21 protein-coding genes and 1 tRNA gene are annotated in these 20,962 nt (G+C 63.5%); 9 read left to right on the top strand and 13 right to left on the bottom strand.

All coding sequences use genetic code 11. The features are described 5' to 3' along the window. Positions 1-150: 150 nt before the first annotated feature. Positions 151-1,365: an NnrS family protein gene (locus J2Y48_RS07785; protein ID WP_310415286.1), complete on the top strand. Its 1,215-nt coding sequence runs from the start codon at positions 151-153 to the stop codon at positions 1,363-1,365. Between the two features lie 12 nt (positions 1,366-1,377). On the opposite strand, the gene J2Y48_RS25320 is transcribed toward J2Y48_RS07785, so the two are convergent. From J2Y48_RS25320 to J2Y48_RS07770, 4 genes are all read right to left on the bottom strand, one after another. After that, a complete protein-coding gene (locus J2Y48_RS25320; protein WP_405030180.1) occupies positions 1,378-1,617 on the bottom strand; it encodes a DUF982 domain-containing protein in 240 nt (79 codons plus the stop codon). Between the two features lie 159 nt (positions 1,618-1,776). Beyond that, on the bottom strand, positions 1,777-1,926 hold the full coding sequence (locus tag J2Y48_RS07780; protein WP_310415283.1) for a hypothetical protein: 150 nt from the start codon (positions 1,924-1,926) through the stop codon (positions 1,777-1,779). Between the two features lie 53 nt (positions 1,927-1,979). Next, a complete protein-coding gene (locus J2Y48_RS07775) occupies positions 1,980-2,201 on the bottom strand; it encodes a hypothetical protein (protein ID WP_310415280.1) in 222 nt (73 codons plus the stop codon). A 418-nt stretch (positions 2,202-2,619) separates the two neighbouring features. Next, positions 2,620-3,174, bottom strand: coding sequence for a hypothetical protein (locus J2Y48_RS07770; RefSeq protein ID WP_310415277.1), 555 nt, complete (start codon positions 3,172-3,174; stop codon positions 2,620-2,622). Between the two features lie 284 nt (positions 3,175-3,458). Here J2Y48_RS07770 and J2Y48_RS07765 point away from each other — a divergent pair, with 284 nt between their 5' ends. Continuing rightward, entirely contained in the window at positions 3,459-3,800 is a 342-nt protein-coding gene (locus J2Y48_RS07765) for a hypothetical protein (protein ID WP_310415274.1), read from the top strand. A 381-nt stretch (positions 3,801-4,181) separates the two neighbouring features. On the opposite strand, the gene J2Y48_RS07760 is transcribed toward J2Y48_RS07765, so the two are convergent. Then, a tRNA-Gln gene (locus tag J2Y48_RS07760) sits at positions 4,182-4,255 on the bottom strand. A gap of 304 nt (positions 4,256-4,559) precedes the next feature. On the opposite strand from J2Y48_RS07760, the gene J2Y48_RS07755 reads away from it, so the two are divergent. Genes J2Y48_RS07755 through J2Y48_RS07745 form a run of 3 tightly spaced genes read left to right on the top strand, consistent with a single transcriptional unit; the run spans position 4,560 to position 7,227 of the window. After that, positions 4,560-6,110, top strand: a complete 1,551-nt coding sequence (locus tag J2Y48_RS07755) for an exopolyphosphatase (RefSeq protein ID WP_310415269.1) — start codon at positions 4,560-4,562, stop codon at positions 6,108-6,110. Continuing rightward, entirely contained in the window at positions 6,107-6,844 is a 738-nt protein-coding gene (locus J2Y48_RS07750) for an RlmE family RNA methyltransferase (protein WP_310415266.1), read from the top strand. The genes J2Y48_RS07755 and J2Y48_RS07750 overlap by 4 nt, the downstream gene beginning before the upstream one ends. Further along, positions 6,844-7,227: a VOC family protein gene (locus tag J2Y48_RS07745; protein WP_310415263.1), complete on the top strand. Its 384-nt coding sequence runs from the start codon at positions 6,844-6,846 to the stop codon at positions 7,225-7,227. Before J2Y48_RS07750 ends, J2Y48_RS07745 begins: the two co-directional genes overlap by 1 nt. Positions 7,228-7,233: 6 nt before the next feature. Here J2Y48_RS07745 and J2Y48_RS07740 read toward each other — a convergent pair whose 3' ends face one another. Beyond that, positions 7,234-8,640 (bottom strand): DHA2 family efflux MFS transporter permease subunit, encoded by a 1,407-nt coding sequence (locus J2Y48_RS07740; protein ID WP_310415260.1) that lies wholly within the window; start codon positions 8,638-8,640, stop codon positions 7,234-7,236. 260 nt (positions 8,641-8,900) lie between these two features. On the opposite strand from J2Y48_RS07740, the gene guaB reads away from it, so the two are divergent. The 3 genes from guaB (at position 8,901) to J2Y48_RS07725 (ending at position 12,702) form a co-directional block, all read left to right on the top strand. Beyond that, on the top strand, positions 8,901-10,400 hold the full coding sequence (gene guaB, locus J2Y48_RS07735) for an IMP dehydrogenase (protein WP_310415257.1): 1,500 nt from the start codon (positions 8,901-8,903) through the stop codon (positions 10,398-10,400). A 258-nt stretch (positions 10,401-10,658) separates the two neighbouring features. After that, positions 10,659-11,687: an alcohol dehydrogenase AdhP gene (gene adhP, locus J2Y48_RS07730; protein ID WP_310415254.1), complete on the top strand. Its 1,029-nt coding sequence runs from the start codon at positions 10,659-10,661 to the stop codon at positions 11,685-11,687. Positions 11,688-11,823: 136 nt separating this feature from the next. Next, complete coding sequence (locus J2Y48_RS07725) at positions 11,824-12,702, top strand: dienelactone hydrolase family protein (RefSeq protein WP_310415251.1); 879 nt, start codon at positions 11,824-11,826, stop codon at positions 12,700-12,702. 92 nt (positions 12,703-12,794) lie between these two features. Here the strand turns inward: J2Y48_RS07725 and J2Y48_RS07720 are convergent, their stop codons facing one another. Further along, positions 12,795-13,748, bottom strand: a complete 954-nt coding sequence (locus J2Y48_RS07720; RefSeq protein ID WP_310415248.1) for a LysR substrate-binding domain-containing protein — start codon at positions 13,746-13,748, stop codon at positions 12,795-12,797. Positions 13,749-14,024: 276 nt separating this feature from the next. On the opposite strand from J2Y48_RS07720, the gene J2Y48_RS07715 reads away from it, so the two are divergent. Continuing rightward, on the top strand, positions 14,025-14,324 hold the full coding sequence (locus tag J2Y48_RS07715; RefSeq protein WP_310415245.1) for a DUF1127 domain-containing protein: 300 nt from the start codon (positions 14,025-14,027) through the stop codon (positions 14,322-14,324). Between the two features lie 108 nt (positions 14,325-14,432). Here J2Y48_RS07715 and J2Y48_RS07710 read toward each other — a convergent pair whose 3' ends face one another. The 6 genes from J2Y48_RS07710 to J2Y48_RS07685 form a co-directional block, all read right to left on the bottom strand. Next, positions 14,433-15,281: a DUF937 domain-containing protein gene (locus tag J2Y48_RS07710; protein WP_310415731.1), complete on the bottom strand. Its 849-nt coding sequence runs from the start codon at positions 15,279-15,281 to the stop codon at positions 14,433-14,435. Between the two features lie 150 nt (positions 15,282-15,431). Beyond that, positions 15,432-16,805, bottom strand: coding sequence for a glutamate--cysteine ligase (locus J2Y48_RS07705; protein ID WP_310415242.1), 1,374 nt, complete (start codon positions 16,803-16,805; stop codon positions 15,432-15,434). 160 nt (positions 16,806-16,965) lie between these two features. After that, positions 16,966-17,703, bottom strand: coding sequence for a 16S rRNA (uracil(1498)-N(3))-methyltransferase (locus J2Y48_RS07700; RefSeq protein ID WP_310415239.1), 738 nt, complete (start codon positions 17,701-17,703; stop codon positions 16,966-16,968). A gap of 11 nt (positions 17,704-17,714) precedes the next feature. Continuing rightward, positions 17,715-19,217, bottom strand: a complete 1,503-nt coding sequence (locus tag J2Y48_RS07695) for an anion permease (protein ID WP_310415236.1) — start codon at positions 19,215-19,217, stop codon at positions 17,715-17,717. A gap of 66 nt (positions 19,218-19,283) precedes the next feature. Next, complete coding sequence (locus J2Y48_RS07690; protein ID WP_310415233.1) at positions 19,284-19,793, bottom strand: NUDIX hydrolase; 510 nt, start codon at positions 19,791-19,793, stop codon at positions 19,284-19,286. A 156-nt stretch (positions 19,794-19,949) separates the two neighbouring features. Next, positions 19,950-20,756, bottom strand: coding sequence for a FadR/GntR family transcriptional regulator (locus tag J2Y48_RS07685; RefSeq protein WP_310415230.1), 807 nt, complete (start codon positions 20,754-20,756; stop codon positions 19,950-19,952). Positions 20,757-20,962 lie beyond the last annotated feature (206 nt).

Here is a 20,962-nt window from a genome sequence, read left to right as displayed (position 1 = left end):
GCTATCCCCGATCTGTTGGAGAGGAATTTACGCCACTCGCCATGGTGGTCTTTGATCCATCACAAACTTTCGCAGTTCCTTTCCTTGCGAGTTGTCAACGAGCCGCGAAACCCTTTGCTTAAATTTGGGCCGAACAAGAGGAGCGATCCAATGACGGTGACGTCGCAATCGAAGAGGGCCGGAGGCATTCCCCGGGGGCTCTCGCAAACGGGCCCGGTGCTTTTTTCCTATGGCTTCCGGCCGTTCTTTCTCGGCGGGGCGCTGTGGGCCTTCGCTGCGATGGCACTCTGGATTGCGGCCCTTTCCGGGCTCGATTTTGCCTGGAAATACGGCGTTTCTCACTGGCATGCGCACGAAATGTTGTTCGGCTACGCCTCGGCCGTCCTTGCCGGATTTCTGCTGACGTCCGTGCCGAACTGGACGGGCCGCCTGCCGGTTTCGGGGTGGCCGCTGTTGTTGCTGTTTCTGCTCTGGTTGGCGGGGCGGCTGGCGCTTGTTGCCTCGGACACGATCGGCGTCGGCGTCGCGGTCGCAGTCGACCTGCTCTTCCTGCCCGCCATGCTTCTCATCTGCCTGCGCGAAGTTGTCGCAGGCCGCAAGTGGAACGATCTGAAGGTGATTGCCGCGCTGCTGGCGCTCTCTCTCGCCAATGCCGGTTTTCACTATGAGGTGCTCGCCGGCGGGCAGCCTGAGCGGGCCCATCGGCTTGCGATCACGGCTTATGTCGGCCTGATCATGATCGTCGGCGGACGGATCGTCCCGAGTTTTACGCGCAACTGGATCAATCGAAGCGGCCGGAAGGATTTTCCGGCGCCCTACAGCAGCTTCGACACCGCTGCCATCATGGCCGGCGTCGTCGGGCTTGGTTTGTGGGTGGCGCTGCCCGAAAGCATCCTGACTGCGGCGGGCGCGGTGATAGCCGCCGCCTTCCATTTTGTCCGGCTTTATCGCTGGCGTGGCTGGACGACATTCTCGGAAATGCTGGTCGCGATCCTGCACGTCGCCTATCTGTTCGTGCCGCTCGGCTTCATCGCGATCAGCATGGCGGCGATCGGCATCATCGACCCGAAGTCCGCTCTGCATGTGGTGACGATCGGCACGGTCGCCTTGATGATGCTCGCCGTAACGACGCGCGCGACCCGCAGTCATACCGGCCGGAACCCCGCGGCCTCGCGCATGACGACGCTTTCCTATGCGGCGATCGTGCTATGTGCGCTGGCGCGCCCGGTGGCAGGCTTTCTTCCCGATCATGCACCGGCGATCTACGGCCTGTCCGGTGCCCTGTGGTTGATGGCGTTCGGGCTGTTTCTTATCGAATACGGTCCGATGCTGGCACGCACGCGCCGGCAGATCCGAGCGGCATGACCTCAGGCGCGGCTACCGCTTCTTGACGTAAATACCCGCTTCCTCGGCCGCCCTGATGAAGGCTGCTCGGGCGATCTGCCTCGGAGCCCCGCTCCTGAGCACGGCGCGGAAGACCCGCTTGGCTTCGCCGTAGGCAATCCCTTGTTTGTTGGGCCACAGCTTCAGGCATTCCGAAGCTTCAAGAGTGCTTCGCACTTTTTGGAGCCGACCGGGACCGTTCAACTCCAATTCCACGGATTTTGTCCAGTACATTGGATCCATTGTGGCACTCCTCCGATCCCTCCTGGGGAAAGAAACGGGCCAGGACAAGCAGTGTTCCATGCTATCCAAGCGTCGGGGATTGCAGGCACAGTCCCCGGAAGGTCGCTCGAAGCCAGCGCACAGGCCGTCCAGATCTAATTTACAAGCATACTATTGTGGTTGCTCCTGTCTATGGGGCGGTACCAGCGTTTCATCGCCCGGCGACATTTCCAGTCGACGGTTATGGAACAGCACCACGCTGAGCACGATAGCGGCCAAGACGCACAACAGGAACACGAAGGAAAGGCCGGACTTGTCCATGACGCATTCTAGCACCGGCGCGACACGCCTGCCGAGTGTTTGCTTCTAGTGCGTCAAAACAGGTGGTCGCTTCTTTCGAGTGCGATACTCGTGGTCAGATAGCCGACGGCAAAGGGTATGAAACTCCACAGTTGCAGGCAGAGACCGACGGTATTGATGCCGCGACCGTGACCGAAGCCAACCGGGTCAAGATATATCAGGGCGAATTGTGTGGCCGCGCCGATTGCGAAGCCGATCGCCATTCGGACCGCCACTTTGAAAGCCAAGGTGTCCATTGCCGTTCCTCCTGCCGGCACGAACTGTGCTTTCGATCAAATGTTCCTCGCTGCTTTGCGACAAACGCGGGAGGGCGTTAGCACATTGGCCGGGCCCGATTGGGGGAACGTCCTCCAACGTGTCATAAGGACGGTCAGCAGCCACGGTCGCCACATATTCGCCTAAAAAAACGGTCAATATAAATCCGGTATCGGGTAGATACTGTTTCCTCCTGTTGAGTAACGCATGGATAGATCGGAGTTCTTCCGGTCGGTGTTGCCGATCTTAACGATCCAGCGGCGACAGCGGACCTATACGCTCCGGTCTGACTGATGGGAGAATCTCATGGCACGGCTAGGTCTCATAGCAGTGGCAGCGCTTTCGCTTGCCACTTCACTTCCCCTTATCTGCGCAACGACTGCCCCGGCCGCCGCACAATCATTGAGCGGGGGCGACGACGGCGGCGATATCAGCGCCAGCGACGTACGTGAGTTTTTGAGGGATGCGCTTCGCGCCCGCCAGGATCGGCGCGACGTGCTCCGAGATTTGCTCGCCGAACGGCGTGACCGTCGTGATGAGCTCATGGACCTGATCGGAGACGGCGGCGACACGATGGGAGACCGCGGCGATCGACGCGAGCGGCTTCGCGATCTCCTCGCCGACCGACGGGACCGCCGGGATGATCTGATGGATCTGATGGGGGACCGTGGCGACCGGCGCGAACGGCTCATGGACCTCATCTCCGCACGGCAGGACCGCCGGGATGAGCTCATGGATCTGATCGGACAGCGCGGCCGGCTTGGAGGAGACCGCGGCGATCTGCGGCAACGCCTGCTGGAGCGTCTTGCGGCAGGCGACGACGAAAACTGCGTCTTCATTTCGCGCAGCTTGCGGGCCGAAAACGGCGACTGGCTGGCCTTCGTTCGCAGGCGGGTCTGCCGGGACTAAGGCGCGTCGCGACTGTTCGCTCGCACGCTGTAGGTCATTGCGCATGTCTTTGTCCCGAAACCGGTTCCCCTTTCGGGAGACAAGGCCGGATGACGCTTCGACTGCGCGTATGATCGAGCTTGGTGATGAGCGCGATCTTTCCGAGACCCGTGGCGGCGAGGGCGAGCATGCGCTTCCCGCCGGCGACGTGCCCGCAAATGGAAGGTCTATTGGGTTCCAGTTCGCCTTCGCAACGGGATGCACACAACGGGATGCACGAGGCCGGCTGGGGTATTCCTGCCGGCCAACTGAACACGAAGCCAGGAGAACACGAAGCCAGGAGAGGTCAAATGAACAGGATTCTTTTCATAGCGGCAGGCCTCCTGCTGTTGTCGTTCCCAGCCTTGGGTCAGACCGCGTCCGGCTCAGGCTCCGGCGACCGGGGCGCGATCCAGGATCGCGAAATCGAAGACCTCTTGCGCAGCATCACGGACGAGGTCTCCGGCGGAGGTGGCCCGCGGCGCGGCGCGGCCTTTGTGCTCCGCAGCGGCGATGCGACGGTAGCTGTCCGCTGCGACCCGCGGGAAACGATGAAAGACTGTGTGGACCTGACCGCGGCGCTGCTGGAAAAGGCTCGCTCTGCGATGCCACCGGGCGGCGGTGCCGCCGGAACCGCACCTCCGCGGCCATAACCTGCCGCAGACGGATGCCATCGTCATCGCCGAGCCTTGTCGACAGCAACCGGTCGCTGCCGCAGGACGGTAAAACTCTGCCTGCGTCGGCGACTTGATCGTCCGAGAGCATCGGGCTCGGCGGTCCAGTTAGAAGAGCTGTTTCATCCCGTTTAGCCGATCCGGAAAGCGGCCGCGCAGTCATCGTTGCGGCTTGCGAAGCTGCAAACCAGTGCCTGCCGATCCGCTCTCGAAGCTCAACCGTCGCGACACGTTCGAGATTGCCAAGGTTTCCGCCACCTACCGCACGGTGGGCTTGTAGCAGCGGATTGCAGCAAAATGCCATCATCCGCCGACGTTGGCGTGGGGCATTTCGACGATCCAATGAGGTAGAAAGAGAATTGGCTGGGGAACCTGGATTCGAACCAGGACTAACGGAGTCAGAGTCCGTGGGTCTACCGTTAACCTATTCCCCACCAGCTGGCTTCGACCAAGGTGGCCGGCGCCTGTGAGGCGGGCTTATAACCAAAAGCCTCGCGGATGCAAATAGGGTTCTCGATTTTTTTTGTGGGACATCCAAGCCCGTCATTCTTGACCTGCGCGCGATTGGTTCCCCGCGCTCGATGGATCGGTCGTTGTGGCCACGAAAGCATGGGATTTTGCCGACGCACAAAAGCAATTGTCCAAAACGGTCCGCGCTGGTAAGGTCGCGGCAACGAAAAATCGAGAGAGCGCCTGCTGCAGCTCGTCAGGGCTTTGCGCGGCGCGATAGGCAGACACGTGAACGACCCCGACCACGGCCAAAGGCCGTCCGTTTCCGGGGGGCAGGCCACGGGTGGACCGGCAAGACCGAAGCGGTCGCGCCGCCGCAAGGGAAAGGCAAAACGGGCCCAAGGTCCGTCTGGCGGTTCCCTTTCCCCGGGCAACGATTCCAGCCACAGCGGCCTGGAAACTCGCCCCCAATCCGTCACCAAAGACGGCGATGCCGTCCGCAAGCGCAAACGTCGGCGCCGCGGCAAGGGTGGCGGCCAAGCCAACACGCCGGCACCGGCCGAGGCCGGGTCTCCCGCGCCAGCCGTTTCGGAGCGGTCCGGGCAGGGCCATTCGAGCCGCCCGCCCCATCACCAGCGCGGCCTGCAGGGCCGCCCGTTGAAGAGTTCGGAGCGGCCGCCCGAGGTTGTCGGGCCGTCGCTGAAGTCCGTACCGTCGTCGATTGCGCGCCAGCCGGTGCCGCCAACAGCCGGCCGCAACGGAGGCCAGCCTTCGACGGTCAGCGGAACGCGCGGCGAGCCGAACGACACGTCGCTCTATGCCGCGCTCGATCTCGGCACGAACAATTGCCGGCTGCTGATCGCGCAGCCCACCCGTCCCGGGCAGTTCCGCGTCGTCGACGCCTTCTCGCGAATCGTGCGGCTCGGCGAGGGGCTCGCCGCAAGTGGCCGCCTTTCGGACGAGGCGATGGACCGATCGGTCGAGGCGCTGAAGATCTGCGCGGGCAAGCTGAAGAGCCGCAACATCCGCCGCAGCCGGCTGATCGCCACCGAGGCCTGCCGGCGGGCGGAGAACGGCGAGGCCTTTCTCAATCGCGTCCGGTCGGAGACCGGCCTGGAGCTTGAGATCATCAACCGGGAGACAGAGGCGCGGCTTGCCGTTTCCGGCTGCTCCTCGCTGGTCGGGCGCGAGGCGAAGTCGGTCGTCCTGTTCGATATCGGCGGCGGCTCGTCAGAAATCGCCGTGATCCGCATCGGCGAAAATCGTTCCAGCCGGCTTGCCAATCACATCACGCACTGGACATCGCTTCCGGTCGGCGTCGTGACGCTGTCGGAACGCCATGGCGGCCGCGACGTCACGCCCGAGAGCTTTGCGGCCATGGTCAGGGAAGTCGAGGCGATGCTTGCCGATTTCGACTGCGCGGCGCACGGCGCCCATGCACCTGAGGACTTCCATCTGATCGGAACGTCCGGGACCGTCACCACGCTCGCAGGCGTGCATCTCGACCTTCCGCGCTACGACCGGCGCCAGGTGGACGGCGTGTGGCTCTCCGATGCGGAGGTGACCGCCATGCAGGCGCGGCTGCTGTCGTGGGATTTCTCCGCGCGGGCCGCCAACCCGTGCATCGGTCCGGACCGGGCCGATCTGGTTCTGGCCGGCTGCGCCATTCTCGAGGCCATCCGCAACCGCTGGCCCTCGACCCGCATGCGCGTCGCCGACCGCGGCCTGCGCGAGGGCCTTTTGACCGACATGATGGCCGATGACGGGGTCTGGCGACGCGGCCGCCATCGCCGGCCGAACCGCGGCCAATCCGGCCGATCGGAAGGACGAGAAAAATGACCAAGCCCCCTGTCGGCGGCAATCGCTCCGGCCGCAAGCTCGGCCAGAAGGTGAAGAAGGGCAAGCTCAAGGCGTCCTCGCGGCGCTGGATCGAGCGTCACATCAACGACCCGTACGTGCAGCGCGCGCGGCTCGAGGGCTATCGCGCGCGCGCCGCTTTCAAGCTTCTGGAAATCGACGAGAAACACAAGATCCTCGAAGGCGCCAGGCGCATCATTGACCTGGGGGCCGCGCCGGGAAGCTGGTCGCAGATCGCCGCCAAGGTGACGAATTCGACCGACGCGGATCCCCGCGTCGCGGCCATTGATTTTCTCGAGGTGGATCCGCTGCCGGGCGTGAAGATCCTGCAGATGGATTTCCTTGATCCGGAGGCGCCCGAGAAGCTGAAGGAGGCGATCGGCGGCACGCCCGACCTCGTCCTCTCCGACATGGCAGCACCGACCACCGGCCATCGCCAGACCGACCATCTGCGCACCATGCACCTGTGCGAGGTCGCCGCGTACTTCGCCGTCGAGGTGCTGGCCGAGGGCGGCCACTTCCTGGCGAAGACGTTCCAGGGCGGCACCGAGCGCGACCTCCTCAACATGCTCAAGCAGAACTTCCGGCAGGTTATTCATGTCAAACCGGCGGCCTCGCGCGCCGAATCGGTCGAGATGTTCCTGCTCGCCAAGGGCTTCAAGGGACGCGGCAAATCGGTGGCCGGGGCGGAAGCCGAGGCGGGCGAGGAAGCCTGATGCTGCTCTATGTGACCGTCGGCACGAACGACCTCGAACGGGCCGGCAGGTTCTATGACGCGATCCTGCCGCTGCTCGGCTATCGTCGCCAGAAGCAGGCCGGGGGCGAGATCGGGTACGGTGCGGACGAGGACGTGCGCTGCCGTTTCTGGGTGGTCGAACCGTTCAACCGCGAACCGGCGACGTTCGGCAATGGGGTGACGGTCGCCCTCGACGCACCAAGCCGGGCTGCGGTGGACGCATTCCACGCCGCCGCACTGGCAAACGGTGGAACGGACGAGGGTGCGCCGGGCATCCGGCCGTACCATGCCGATTTTTATGCCGCCTTCGTGCGCGATCTCGACGGCAACAAGCTGTCGATCGTTTGCGAGCGCCCCGAGTAATGTCGTCTACTTAATCGCCACGGTCTCTTCCTTCGTCGCGATCCGGTGGCCGGAGACCGAGGCGCCGGCATTGCGTGCCATGGTCAGGAACGGCACGAGGGCGATGAGTGTCAGCGCTGCGATGATCATGAAAGCGATATGGAAGTCGCGCAGTTGGAGCTGCGTGCCCGTCAGCATCGTCTCGACCTCCAGGATCGTCCCGGCGATCGCAACACCGAGCGCCAGGCTCATCTGCTGCAACACCGCGCTCATCGAGGTCGCCTTGCTGGCGTCTCTGTCGGCAATGTCTGCAAACGACAAGGCGTTGACGCTGGTGAAGAAGAACGAGCGCGCGAAGCCGGCCAGGAGCAGCACGAAGGAGATCAGCGCTACGGATGTGTCCGGCGTAAAGAGGCTGTTGACGGCTGTGAGCACGGCGCCGGCGATGGTGGCGACGATCAGCGTCGTGCGGAAACCGGCGAAGGTCAGCACCCGCTTGGCGAGGAATTTCGTCGTAATGGCGCCGACCGCGCCGGTGAAGGTGATAAGCCCGGACTGGAACGGCGAAAGGCCGAAGCCGACCTGCAGCATCAGCGGCATCAGGAAGGGGATCGCGCCAACCGAGAGCCGAAACAGCGTCCCGCCGATCGCAGCAGCCCGAAACGCGCCGTCCCGGAAGAGGGCCAAATCCAGGAGCGGCGCCGGGTGACGCCTGGCATGGCGCACATAGAGCCAGCCGGAGAGGAGCCCGACTGTCGTCGCGGCGAGACCGATCTCCGGCGGAAGCGCCGGCAGGCTGATCACCGAGAGACCGAACATCGTCCCGCCCGCGGCGACGGCGCCAAGCAAAAAGCCCTTGATGTCCAGTGGCGCAGGCGGGGCTGACTGGATGTCCGGCAGGTAAATACCGGACAACACATATCCGACGATGCCGACCGGTACGTTGATGAGAAAGATCCAGTGCCAGGCGAAATAGGTGGTGATGAAGCCACCGAGCGGCGGTCCGGCGAGCGGGCCGACGAGGGCCGGGATCGTCAGCATCGCCATGGCCGAGACGAGTTCGCTGCGCGAGGTGCTGCGCACGAGCACCAGGCGTGCCACCGGCGTCATCATTGCCCCGCCCATGCCCTGGATGAAGCGCGAGACGACAAAGGCAACCAGGCTGTTCGACACCGCGCAAAGAATGGACCCGAAAATAAAGACGAGAATCGCCAGCCGGAAGATGCGCTTGGCGCCGAAGCGATCCGCCATCCATCCGGAGAGGGGAATAAAGATCGCCAGTGATACCATGTAGGCCGTCAACGCCAGCTTCAGCGTGATCGGCCCGACACCGAGATCATGCGCGATTGCCGGAAGCGAGGTGGCGATGACCGTCGAATCCATCTGCTCCATGAAAAGCGCGACGGCAAGGATGAGAGGGACGATACGGTTCATGCGATACGCCGCGGATCGATTTGGGGAGAAGGTGCGGTCAAAGCGAAAGGGTCTCGGTACATCGCCGCCCGTCAGTCGTCAGCCTTTTGCGCCTGCTTCGAGCCTCTGTCAAACTGAACTCGGGCATTTTGCTATTTCCAATCCGTCATGAACGTGTTACGAGCCCTCGCCAACTTCCAAGACTTATCTTGCAAGCGACCAGGTGGACCGTTCCCAAGCGTTCCCTTGGCCCGCAGCCTATTACACCGAAGGGATTGGCCATGGCACGCATCGTAGAAACCGCAACCGGACTGGAAGCACTCACCTTCGACGACGTGCTGCTGCAGCCGGGTCACTCGGAGGTCATGCCGGGTCAGACGAACATCGCCACCCGCATCGCCAGGGATTTCGACCTCAACCTGCCGATCCTCTCGTCGGCGATGGACACGGTCACCGAGGCGCGGCTGGCGATCGCCATGGCCCAGGCCGGCGGCCTCGGCGTGATTCACCGCAATCTCACTCCGATCGAGCAGGCGGAGGAGGTCCGGCAGGTCAAGAAGTTCGAAAGCGGCATGGTGGTCAATCCCGTGACGATTGGTCCGGACGCCACGCTCGCCGATGCGCTGTCGCTGATGAAGGCGCACGGCATTTCCGGCATCCCGGTGGTCGAGAACGGCACCAAGGGTGTCGCCGGCCGCCTCGTCGGCATCCTGACGAACCGCGATGTCCGCTTCGCCTCGGATCAGAAGCAGAAGATCTACGAGCTGATGACGCGGGAGAACCTCGTCACGGTCAAGGAGAATGTCGAGCAGCAGGAAGCCAAGCGTCTCCTACACAAGCATCGCATTGAAAAGCTTCTTGTCGTCGATGCCGACGGGCGCTGCGTCGGCCTGATCACGGTCAAGGACATGGAGAAGTCGCAGCTCAACCCGAACGCCTCGAAGGACGCGCAGGGCCGCCTTCGCGCCGCCGCGGCGATCTCGGTCGGCGACGATGGCCTCGAACGGGCTGAGCGGCTGATCGACGCCGGCGTCGACCTTCTGGTGGTCGATACGGCGCACGGCCATTCGCAGCGTGTTCTCGATGCCGTGTCACAGGTCAAGAAGCTCTCCAACGCCGTCCGCATCATGGCCGGCAACGTCGCGACCGTCGACGGTACGAAGGCGCTGATCGACGCGGGCGCGGACGCGGTCAAGGTCGGCATCGGCCCGGGCTCGATCTGCACGACCCGCATTGTCGCCGGCGTCGGCGTTCCGCAGCTCGCCGCGATCATGGCGGCGGTCGCTGCTGCGCGCGATGCCGATGTTCCGGTCATCGCCGACGGTGGCATCAAGTTCTCCGGCGACCTTGCCAAGGCGATCGCCGCGGGCGCCTCTGCCTGCATGGTCGGTTCGCTTCTCGCCGGCACGGATGAGAGCCCGGGCGAGGTGTTCCTCTACCAGGGCCGCTCGTTCAAGGCCTATCGCGGCATGGGGTCGGTCGGCGCGATGGCGCGCGGCTCGGCCGACCGCTACTTCCAGGCCGAGGTGCGCGACACGCTGAAGCTCGTGCCGGAAGGCGTCGAAGGCCAGGTGCCCTACAAGGGCCCGGTCTCGGGCGTCCTGCACCAGCTCGCCGGTGGCCTGAAGGCGTCGATGGGCTATGTCGGCGGCCGCGACATCAAGGACTTCCAGGAGAAGGCGACGTTCGTGCGCATTTCCGGCGCGGGCCTGCGCGAAAGCCACGCCCACGACGTCACGATCACCCGCGAAAGCCCGAACTATCCGGGCGCCATGGGCTGAGCAGTCCACGGTTGATTTAAACGCAAAGCGGCGGTCGTCGATCACATCGGCGGCCGCCGTTTCATTCTATACCACCGGCGTAAGTCGGTTGACCTCGGTCAACTTCCAATTCGTCCGCATTGCTCATAATCTTTCACGCGCGCCCGGTGTGGCGGCTCATGCCACCCGGCCGCACCAGAAAACACGTCGTCACTATTGGAACCTGCCTGCGCTTCTTCCGGTTGCCGGGACAAGCGTGCAAGCCCAAGGAGACCTGCAATGGCAAAGACGATGAAGGCCGCGATCGTGCGGGAGTTCGGCAAGCCGCTGACGATCGAAGAGGTGGATATTCCCGAACCGGGGCCGGATCAGATCCTCGTCAAGTATGAGGCGACCGGCGTTTGCCACACCGATCTGCATGCGGCCAACGGCGATTGGCCCGTCAAGCCGAAGCCGCCGTTCATACCCGGTCATGAGGGCGTGGGTTTCGTCGCCAAGCTCGGCTCAAAGGTCAAGCGCATCAAGGAAGGCGACCGCGTCGGTGTGCCCTGGCTGCATACGGCCTGCCGCAGCTGTAGCTATTGCAACACCGGCTGGGAGACGCTCTGCGCCGAGCAGCAGAACACCGGCTATTCCGTCAACGGCACCTTTGCGCAGTATGGTCTTGCCGATCCGGCCTTTGTCGGCCGCTTGCCTGACAATCTTGAATTCGGTCCCGCCGCCCCCGTCCTCTGCGCCGGCGTCACCGTGTATAAGGGACTGAAGGAAACCGAGGTCAAGCCCGGAGAGTGGGTGGTCGTCTCCGGGATCGGCGGGCTCGGTCACATGGCCGTGCAGTATGCAAAGGCTATGGGCATGAATGTCGTGGCCTCCGACATCTTCGAGGACAAGCTGGCGCTGGCCGAAAAGCTCGGTGCCGACATGATTGTCGATGCGCGCAAGGCAGATGCGATCGAGAAGGTCCAGAAGCAGATCGGCGGCGCGCACGGTGCGCTGGTCACGGCGGTGTCGCCTAAGGCCATGGAACAGGCCTACGGCTTCCTGCGCTCCAAGGGGACGATGTCGCTCGTCGGTCTGCCGCCGGGCTTCATCTCGCTTCCCGTGTTCGACACCGTCTTGAAGCGCATCACCGTGCGCGGCTCCATCGTCGGCACCCGGCAGGATTTGGAGGAATCGCTTGAATTTGCCGGCGACGGCAAGGTCGCCGCGCATTTCTCCTGGGACAGGATCGAAAACATCAACGACATCTTCAAGCGCATGGAAGCCGGGAAGATCGACGGCCGCATCGTGCTCGACTTGAACGGCTGACCGCGCCGGTGGGGCCGGCGCGCGCGGTGGATCACGCAACCGTGAGGAGGTGTTGCTCGGACATTGTTCCGCGTTGGCATATTCTTTCGCGCGAGCGCCCAACCGAGGGGCGCAAGGAAACGCGGGAGAAGACATCATGGAGCGGACGCCGAAGATTACGCAGGCGATGATCGACGCCTATGACGAGTACACCCACCTGTCTCTCGACCGCCGCCGCTTCATGGCGCGGCTGACGGCGCTTGCCGGGTCTGCCGCGGGAGCTGCCGCCATCGCGCCGCTGCTTGCCGCCAACAGTGCCAGCGCCCAGATGGTCGCGGAAGGCGACAGCCGGCTGACGACGGAGGAGGTGTCCTTCGCCGCGCCGAAGGGCCAGATGAAGGGCTATATTGCCTGGCCGAAGGACGCGCAGGGTCAGCTTGGTGGTGTCGTCGTCATCCACGAGAACCGCGGCCTCAACCCGCATATCCGCGACGTGGCGCGCCGCATGGCGCTGGAAGGGTTCGTGGCGCTGGCACCCGATTTCCTGTCGCCAGACGGTGGCACGCCGGCCGACGAGGACAAGGCGCGCGAGATGATCGGCAATCTCGATCGCGAGGCTACCGTCGACAATGCCGTGGCGACGGTCTCCTATCTTTCCAAGCTCGACCGGGTGAACGGCAAGGTCGGCGCCGTCGGCTTCTGCTGGGGCGGGGGACTGGTCAACCAGCTGGCGGTCGCCGACCCGAACCTGAACGCCGCCGTCGCCTACTACGGCGCGCAACCGCCGGCCGAAGCCGTGCCGAACATCAAGGCGGCAGTAATGCTGCACTACGCCGGGCTTGACCAGCGGATCAATGCCGGTATCGATGCCTACAGGAAGGCGCTCGAGGACAATGGCAAGACCTTCGAGATCTTCATCTACGACGGCGTCAACCATGCCTTCAACAACGATACCTCCGCCGCCCGCTACGATAAGGCGGCCGCGGAGCTTGCATGGAAGCGGACGGTCGAATTTCTCAAGAAGAATCTGGCCTGACGAGCAGACGTACCGCGCCTTTCTGCGCAGCCGAGGACAAGTTGGACAGGTCTGTCTTGACGGCAGGGGCAGCCGCATTGCTGGCCCCGACCTCACCACCCCGGCATCAGGTGCCCGGGCCGCAGCCGCTGCAGCCGCGGGAACTGCTTGACGTCGGCCTCCGGCAGGTCGTCGTTGACGGCGAGCGGCGAGATGTTGTCGAGGCAGGCGGTGATGTGGCTGGTGATCGCATTCATCAGTGACGGCGACAGCCCCGGCCGCTTCATGATGCCGATTTGTACGGGCGCGAGCGGCGGGAAGCCGTCCGCCTGGGTCAGCACCTTCATGCCCGGTCTCAGCGCCGACTCCGGCAGGACCGAAACCGCCATGCCGGCCATCACGGCGGCGGCGACGACGGTCGAGGACCAACTCGTGAACAGCACCTGGTAGTCCCGGCCGACGGAATCGAGCGCGGCACAGGCGACCTGCCGCCACTGGCAGTCGCGCCGGCCGACCGCAAGCGGCACTGGCGCGTTTTCCGGCAGCGGATGATTGGCCGACATGACCCAGCAGAGCGGTTCGGTCCGGACGACGTCGGACTGGCGCTGGCGCGGGTTGTGTGTGACGAGCGCGATGTCGAGTTCGCCCTTGCCCATCTTCTCGGCGAGATCGACCGAGGGTTCGCAGACGATATAGAGCTCCACATTCGGATGCGTCTTGGCGAACCGCATGATGATCTCGGGCATGTAGCGGTCGGCATAGTCGTCGGGCGTTCCGATCCGCAACGTGCCTTCGAGGCGGTTGTCGTCGAAGGCAGCGATCGCCTCGTTGTTCAGCCGGATCATCCGCCGGGCGAAATTCAAGAGCCGCTCGCCTTCCGCCGTCAGCCGGTTGCCGCGCCCGTCCTTCATGAACAGCTGCTTGCCAATGCGTTCTTCGAGGCGTCGCATCTGCATCGAAACGGCGGACTGGGTCTTGAAAACCCTCTCAGCAGCCCTGGTGAAGGAGCCGGTGTCGGCGATTGCGACGAAAGTCTGGAGCTGATCGATGTCTAGCGGGGCGGACATGGCGACATTCCATAAGAGGGTTTGATTGATACTATTAAAAACATTCGTTGGACTGATCAATGTCTATCTGCGACAAAGAGCCACAAAGTGAATTGTCGCGCTGCCGGCCTTTCATTTTGACCTTCTGTCTCACGTAGTCCTGTGGGGCGGCGAGATTATTTTGAAGTACTGAAGAGATTTTGACCGCCAGTCGTCCCGATTGGCGAAACGAATATGGCTGTGCGCGCAGTTTTCCGCCGAGTGAGGCGATGCGCCTTGCCGGAAAGGAGAAATGCCATGCGCATGATTGAAAGCCAATTTGGTCACGGGGTTGCCAGCTATCGCTCGCCCGTTGCGTCCGTTCTTGCCGGCCTTCGTATGTCCGCGACCCGGATCGTGCGCACCTGGCGAAACCGTTCGGCGCTCAATCGACTTCATGATCTCGACGATCACATGCTGCTCGATATCGGGCTGCGGCGGGAGGACGTGCGCAATGCGCTTATCTCCTCCTATTACTGGGCCGATCCCGACATGCACCTGACCATCACGGCGCGTGACCGCGCCCGTAGACATTTGCGGAGCGGCCGTCCCGACTAGGGCGCTCCCAGCTTCCCCGCAGGGTGAGAGCCAATAACCCTGCCGCTTGCCCGGCGCGCGACCCTCCCAGGTCCCGCCGGGCTTTTTCTTTGCGATGTGCTCAGCAAGTCAATCCGGCTTTTTGCCCGGTTCCGCTGGCGACCCCGTCGACGAAGCCTTGCTCATCGTGTCGAAGATGCTTTCGATGCTCTTCTGGTAATCCTTCTGCATCTCGATCCCGGCGTCGAACATGGTCGTCACCAGTTGCGTCAGCGAAGCGGCCGGTGTCCCCGCCTTGTCCGCGGCGGGCGCTTCGGCCGATGTTCCGCTCATGCCGGTCATCATGTCGGTAAAGGCTTTGGCGAAAGGATTGTCGAGGAAGGGATTTTCGGCCGGCTTCTTGTCGGAACCGGTGCCGAAGAAGGCCTGGGTGAAGGGATTGTTGAAGGGATTGGTCTGCGGCTCCGGCTTCTTTGCCATGCCGGTCGCCTCCATCCACTGCCGCATGGCTGCAGCGAAGGGATTGTCAGTGTCCTGCTGGGTGGCCGCGAAGAACGGCGCGACTGACTGCTTGAACAGCCCGCCCATCAACGTGCTGGCGACCACCGGCAGCATCTGCTTGTAGATCTCCTGGCCGATACCGGTCATTTGCGCCGCTTGCGCGGCGACTGCGCGCGACACGTCCTTCGAGCCGAAAAACTGGCCGAGCAGATCGTTGCCTTCCTCGATGCCCCTCGGCGTGAAGGCCTTGGTCATGTCGTCGAAATATTTGGCATAGTCACCCGAATAGAGGGCCTTGAGAAACGAACCGAAATCGTAGGGATTGGCGGCGCTGCGCTTCAGCCCTTCCGAAAAGGCCGGCATCAGGGCGGTAATGGCCTCGTTGGCCTGCTTTTGCGCCAGCCCGAACTGCTTTGCCATCACGTCCAGCGCGCCGCCGTTCTGTGCCTGCAGCATCAAGTCGTAAAGCGGGATCATCGCCGGTCCTTTCGTCATCGTGCGGGCATTTCCATGCGGCACGGGCCTGCCGGCGTTGTGCGCCGTGGCTCGTGCGGAAGCATGACTGTCGCACTATAACGGGAATATGCGGGACGAAAACCGCTTTCTTGCCGAGATGGCGGCGGGCGATCAGTACTGGTAGTCGGTAAAGACCGGTTCGACGGACTGGTTCCAGCGACCGTTGTACAGCGCCAGCATGTCCTCTGCGAGCGTCGACTTCTTGGCCAGGACCTCTTCCAGCGGTGCAAGGAACACCGACTCGTCCACACCATCGCCGTTGACCCTGCCGCGCGCGACAAGGCCGGAACGAGCGATCGACAGCACCTCGCGGCCAACGTCCCAGAGCGTCACGCCGCGGTGTGTTGCATTGAGCCCCTGCGCGGGAACCGCATCGCGGAGAGCGGCGACCTCTTCGACTGTCCAGTCGCGCGTCAGGTCTTCGGCGGCCGAAAGGGCTGTGTCGTCATAGAGCAGCCCCACCCAGAAGGCCGGCAGCGCGCAGATGCGGCGCCACGGGCCGCCGTCGGCGCCGCGCATCTCCAGGAAGCGCTTGAGGCGCACGTCCGGGAAGAGCGTCGAAAGATGGTTGGTCCAGTCGCCGATGTTGGGCTCCCAGTCAGCGATCTCGCCCTTGAGCGCCCCGGCCATGAACTGGCGGAAGGTGATGTGCGTACAGTCGTGGTACTTGCCGTCGCGCACGACGAAATACATCGGAACGTCCAGTGCCCATTCGACGTAGCGCTCGAAACCGAAGTCAGGGGCGAAGGCGAAGGGGATCAGGCCTGCACGATTGTTGTCCGTATCGCGCCAGATATCGCCGCGCCAGGAAAGAAGGCCGTTCGGCTTGCCCTCGGTGAAGGGGGAAGAGGCGAAGAAGGCGGTCGCAAGCGACTGGAGCTTCAGCGACACCTGCATCTTGCGGCGCATGTCGGCTTCGGAGGAGAAGTCGAGGTTCACCTGGATCGTGCAGGTGCGGTACATCATGTCGAGGCCGTGCGAACCGACCTTTGGCATGTAGCGCGTCATAATCTCATAGCGCGACTTCGGCATGCGAGGCGTCTCGGCGAGCGACCACTTTGGGCTGCCGCCCATGCCGAGGAACCGGATACCGAGCGGTTCGGCGACTTCGCGCAACGTCGAAAGATGCTGGTTCGATTCCTTGCAGGTCTCGTGGATGGTCTCCAGCGGCGCGCCGGACAGCTCGAACTGGCCGCCCGGTTCCAGGGAGATCGCGCCGGCGCCGGCCGGGCCGGCAAGCCCGATGATGTTGTCGCCGTCCATGATCGGCTCCCAGCCGCTCTTGGCCTGCATGCCGGTCAGCAGCGCGGAGATGCTGCGCTCGCCGAAATAGGGAACCGGGCCGTTGTCGGCGGTGAAGAATGCAAACTTCTCATGCTCCGTGCCGATGCGAAACGCGTCCTTCGGCTTGCAGCCGGAGGCGAGGTATTCGGTCATGTCCGCTGTCGAGCGGACCGGCGTCTGGTCGGTGGTATCACGGGCCATGGGCATCTTCTTGTCAGGTGGGCACCGGCCGAGTGGCGGGGCAAGTGGAGGGTGCTTGGACCGTATTTATGTGCGGCGCAAGCGAATTTCTTTCAAGATGCCATCAAAAAAACGGAAAGGTCGTCCTTGGCGCAGGCAATGTCGCAGCAGCTCGAACTGGTTATTTCCAGTCACCAATCGTGGCCTGGATGATGGCCAGGGCCGCGACCGCAGCGGTGTCCGCCCTGAGGATGCGGGGGCCGAGCGGGATCGGCGTTACGAACGGCAGGTTGCGCAAGATTGTCCGCTCGCCGTCGGAAAAGCCGCCTTCCGGACCGACCAGAAGCGCCAGCTTGTTCTCCCGTACCGCATTGAGCGCAGGCAGCGGATTTTGGCTGCCATGTCCCTCGTCGCAAAATAGGATGCGTCTATCCTGCGGCCAGTCCTGCAGCAATTCATCCAGCCGCCGGGGTGCCGAGACCTGCGGGATGGCGAGAATGCCGCACTGCTCCGCGGCCTCGATCACGTTCGCCTCGATCCGGTCCAGGCTGGAAATCTTGCCTTGCACGTGCTGCGTCATGACCGGCTGCAGCACGCCTGCGCCCATCTCCACGGCCTTTTGCACGAGATAGTCAAGGCGGCCGACCTTCAACGGCGCAAAGAGATAGTGCAAGTCGCTCGGCGCGGGCTGCGGCCGCGTCTGTTCCACGGGAGTAAGAAGCAGACGCTTGCGGGTCGGGTAGGAGAGCTGGGCCCGCCACTCGCCGTCGCGACCGTTGAAGGCGAGAACCTCCGAGCCACCTTCCGCCCGTAGCACGTTGGCAAGATAGTGAAACTGATCTTTCGCGGCCTCGAACGCCGCCCCTGCGGACAGGTGAGCTTCGACGAAGAGGCGTTGCATGCGGTAGTTGGCGCGCATTGTGATCCCTGTCAGCCGAACAAGCCGTTGAGAAGACTGAAGAGGATGGCGGCCGCCATCGCAGTGAGCGGTACGGTGATGATCCAGGCCGCGACGATGGTCATGAAATGCGAGCGTCGCACCAGGCGGCGCCGGCGGATCTCATCGGGGTTGCGATCCTCCAGTTCCTCAAGGTCGATGATGCCGCCACGCTTGCGGATGTACTCCAAGCGGCGTCTCGAATTGCGCGTGTACCATTCGCGGAAGAACCCGACGCCGAAGACGGAGCCGACGGCAATGTGGGTCGAGCTGACCGGCATGCCGAACGCCGAGGCGACGAGGACCGTCACCGCCGCCGACAGCGCTACGCAATAGGCCCGCATCGGGTTGAGCTTGGTGATGTCCTTGCCGACGAGCTCGATGAGCTTCGGCCCGAACAGCAGCAGCCCGACCGAGATGCCAAGCGCACCGATCAGCATCACCCACTGCGGCACGATGGCATCAAAGCCGCCCTGTGCCGTCTGCGCCGCATGGACGATCGCGGCAAGTGGGCCGACTGCGTTGGCCACGTCGTTCGCACCATGGGCGAAGGAGAGCAGGGCTGCCGAAATGATCAGCGGAATCCGGAAGAGCCTGCGCAGCGACTGGTTGCGATTTTCCAGCCCGATCGATTGCCGCGCGATGAAGGGATGGCTTGCCGCATAGGTCAAGGCGCCTGCTATCAAGCCGAGCAGGACGCTCGTGCCGAAGCCGATATCGAGCAAATGTTCCAGCGGGCTGATCAGGAGATAGGCCGTGAAGCTGCCGCTCATCAGCCCGATCAGCACCGGCACCCAGCGGCGCGCCGCGGCGATCTTGTCGTCGCGATAGACGATCGTCTCCTTGATGAAGAAGAGGAGCAGGGCCGCAATCACCCCGCCGAGCAGGGGCGAGGCGACCCAGCTCGTGGCGATGCCCGACATGAGTTTCCAGTCGACCGAATCTGTGCCGGCGGCAGCGATACCGGCGCCCATCACGGCGCCGACGATCGCGTGTGTCGTCGAGACCGGCGCGCCAAGCCAGGTGGCGGCGTTGATCCATACCGCGGCGGAAAGCAGCGCGGCCAGCATGGCGCGGATCAGCGTATCCGGCGGCATCGACGACGGAGCGACAATTCCCTCCGAAATCGTCGAGACCACGTCCCCGCCCGCAAGCATGGCGCCCAGCGTCTCGAAGACGGCAGCGATGGCGAGGGCCGCGGCCATCGACAGGGCGCGCGAGCCGACCGCCGGGCTGACGTTGTTGGTGACGTCATTCGCGCCGATGTTCATGGCCATGTAGGCGGCAAGTGCTGCGGCGGCGACAATGACGGCAGCACCAGGACGGTCGATCACGAAGGCGCCAGCGACGATCATGGCGAGTGCGAGGAAAATCAGGCCGATGCCCGGCGCAAGCAGGCCTCGGGAAATGAAATTCGTCGCCTCCTCGAGGCGTGTCAGCTTGTCGAGATCCTTGTCAAGCGTCGGCTTGCCCAGCCGCGTGGGGGTATTGTCCATCCGGTTGCTCCAGGGGTTACCGTGGCACTACTGCCTCAGCACAACGAGAGCAATATGGCGGGATCTTCAGGCGTGCGCATTTTTTGCCTGAACAGGCTGGTGCGGGGCTAGCCAGCTTTGTTCAAAGGCCAGGAACAGTTTCCTCAAGCCGGGTTCGGCGACGCGTGCGGCGGCCTCGGAGCAACTGACCCATTCCAGGCGGCGTTCTCTCTTTTCGGGAAAGTTCTTGGAAAGTTCGTGCACTTCCAGCGAATAGACTTGGACCTTGCAACGAACCTTCAGCCCCTGGGGAAGGCCTTTCTGATACATATAGTGGCCGATCGGTTCGTTGTGCACCTTGCCCTTGACGCCGGCCTCCTCATAGGCCTCGCGCTCGGCGACGGCATAGGACGGCCGCCCCTCCATCGGCCAGCCTTTCGGTATAACCCAGCGTCCGGTATCACGGCTGGTGATAAGGAGGACCTCGATCTCGCCCCGCTTCTTCCTGAATCGGAAGCACAGCGCGGCATACTGAATCCGGGCCGGCCGCCGGAGCATCAGTCGCACGTCGCTGGCAATTCGGGTGAGGATATTCAATCTCTTCTTCATTCCTTCCAGCCGGTTCCGAGGCTGATTCGTTTTGGACGGGTGTCCGTGGAGTATGGGCGCATTTGTGCCACTGTAAACGGCTGCGCCATCGCTGATCCTGCCGATAGTCGTGAAAAGCGGCGAATACACGGTGGAACCTGGACCCTAATCGCTCTTGCCAGCGGAGCGCTGCTGCATCCGCAGTTGTGAAATGCGCTGCCACTCGCCTGTGCGTTCCGCCTCGCGGATGGCGCTGTCGATATAGTCTATATGGGCCTGCGCAGCCGCTTTTGCCATGACGGGATCGGCGTTGAGGATGGCGACGCAGATCGCCTCATGCTGATCGAGCAGGTCGCCGCGGGCTTTGTCCGAAGCGAACACCAGATGCCGGTGGAAGAAAATCCCCTGCTCGAGCAACCGGTAGCAGGCCCGCAGCGTGTGCAGCAGGATGATGTTGTGTGCGGCCTCGCCGATCGCGTTGTGCAGGTTTACGTCGGCGGCAAGCTCGTCCTCGAAGCGACCACTTGTGTGGGCCTTCCGCATGTCCTCCAGGATCTTTTTCAGCGCCTGCCTGTCATAGGCCGTTGCCCGCTGGGCGGCGAGTTCGGCGGTGATCCCCTCGAGCGCGCGGCGGTATTCGAGAAAATCGATCGTAGCGCGCCGGTGGCGGGCGATCAGGTCGACCACCGGTCTGGAGAAGATCTGGCCGATGATATCGGCGACATAGGTGCCGCCGCCATGATGGCTGACGAGAAGGCCGCGGGCCTCCAGTTCCTTCAGGGCCTCGCGCAGGATCGGTCGCGACACGTCGAGCCGCTTCGAAAGCTCTCGCTCGCCCGGCAGCCGGTCGCCGTCGCGCAGGATCCCTTCCAGCAAAAGCAGCTCGATCTGGCGGACGACCTCGTCTGCCGTCCGGCTGTGGCTGACGCGGGCGAACAGGTCGAAGGGCGTGTCGGCAGGCAGGCTTTCCATGGCCGAAGGATAACAGTCCGCCATCACTGGTCAATAAACTTGTCCACGGGGGCGGGCGGGCGAGCGACCCTGCCCGATGATCGATGCGATTGCGAGCAAGGACGGGGCGCGACCGATAGAGACTTGTGGATGGGGTCAGAATTTCAACTGCCTGCGTCAATGCGCCGTTTTTTCCGGCAATTGTCTTTTGCTAAACAAGCCAAGAT

The organism is Mycoplana sp. BE70, from assembly GCF_031455855.1.
GTDB lineage: Bacteria > Pseudomonadota > Alphaproteobacteria > Rhizobiales > Rhizobiaceae > Mycoplana.
This window is presented reverse-complemented; position numbering and strand designations above follow the sequence as displayed.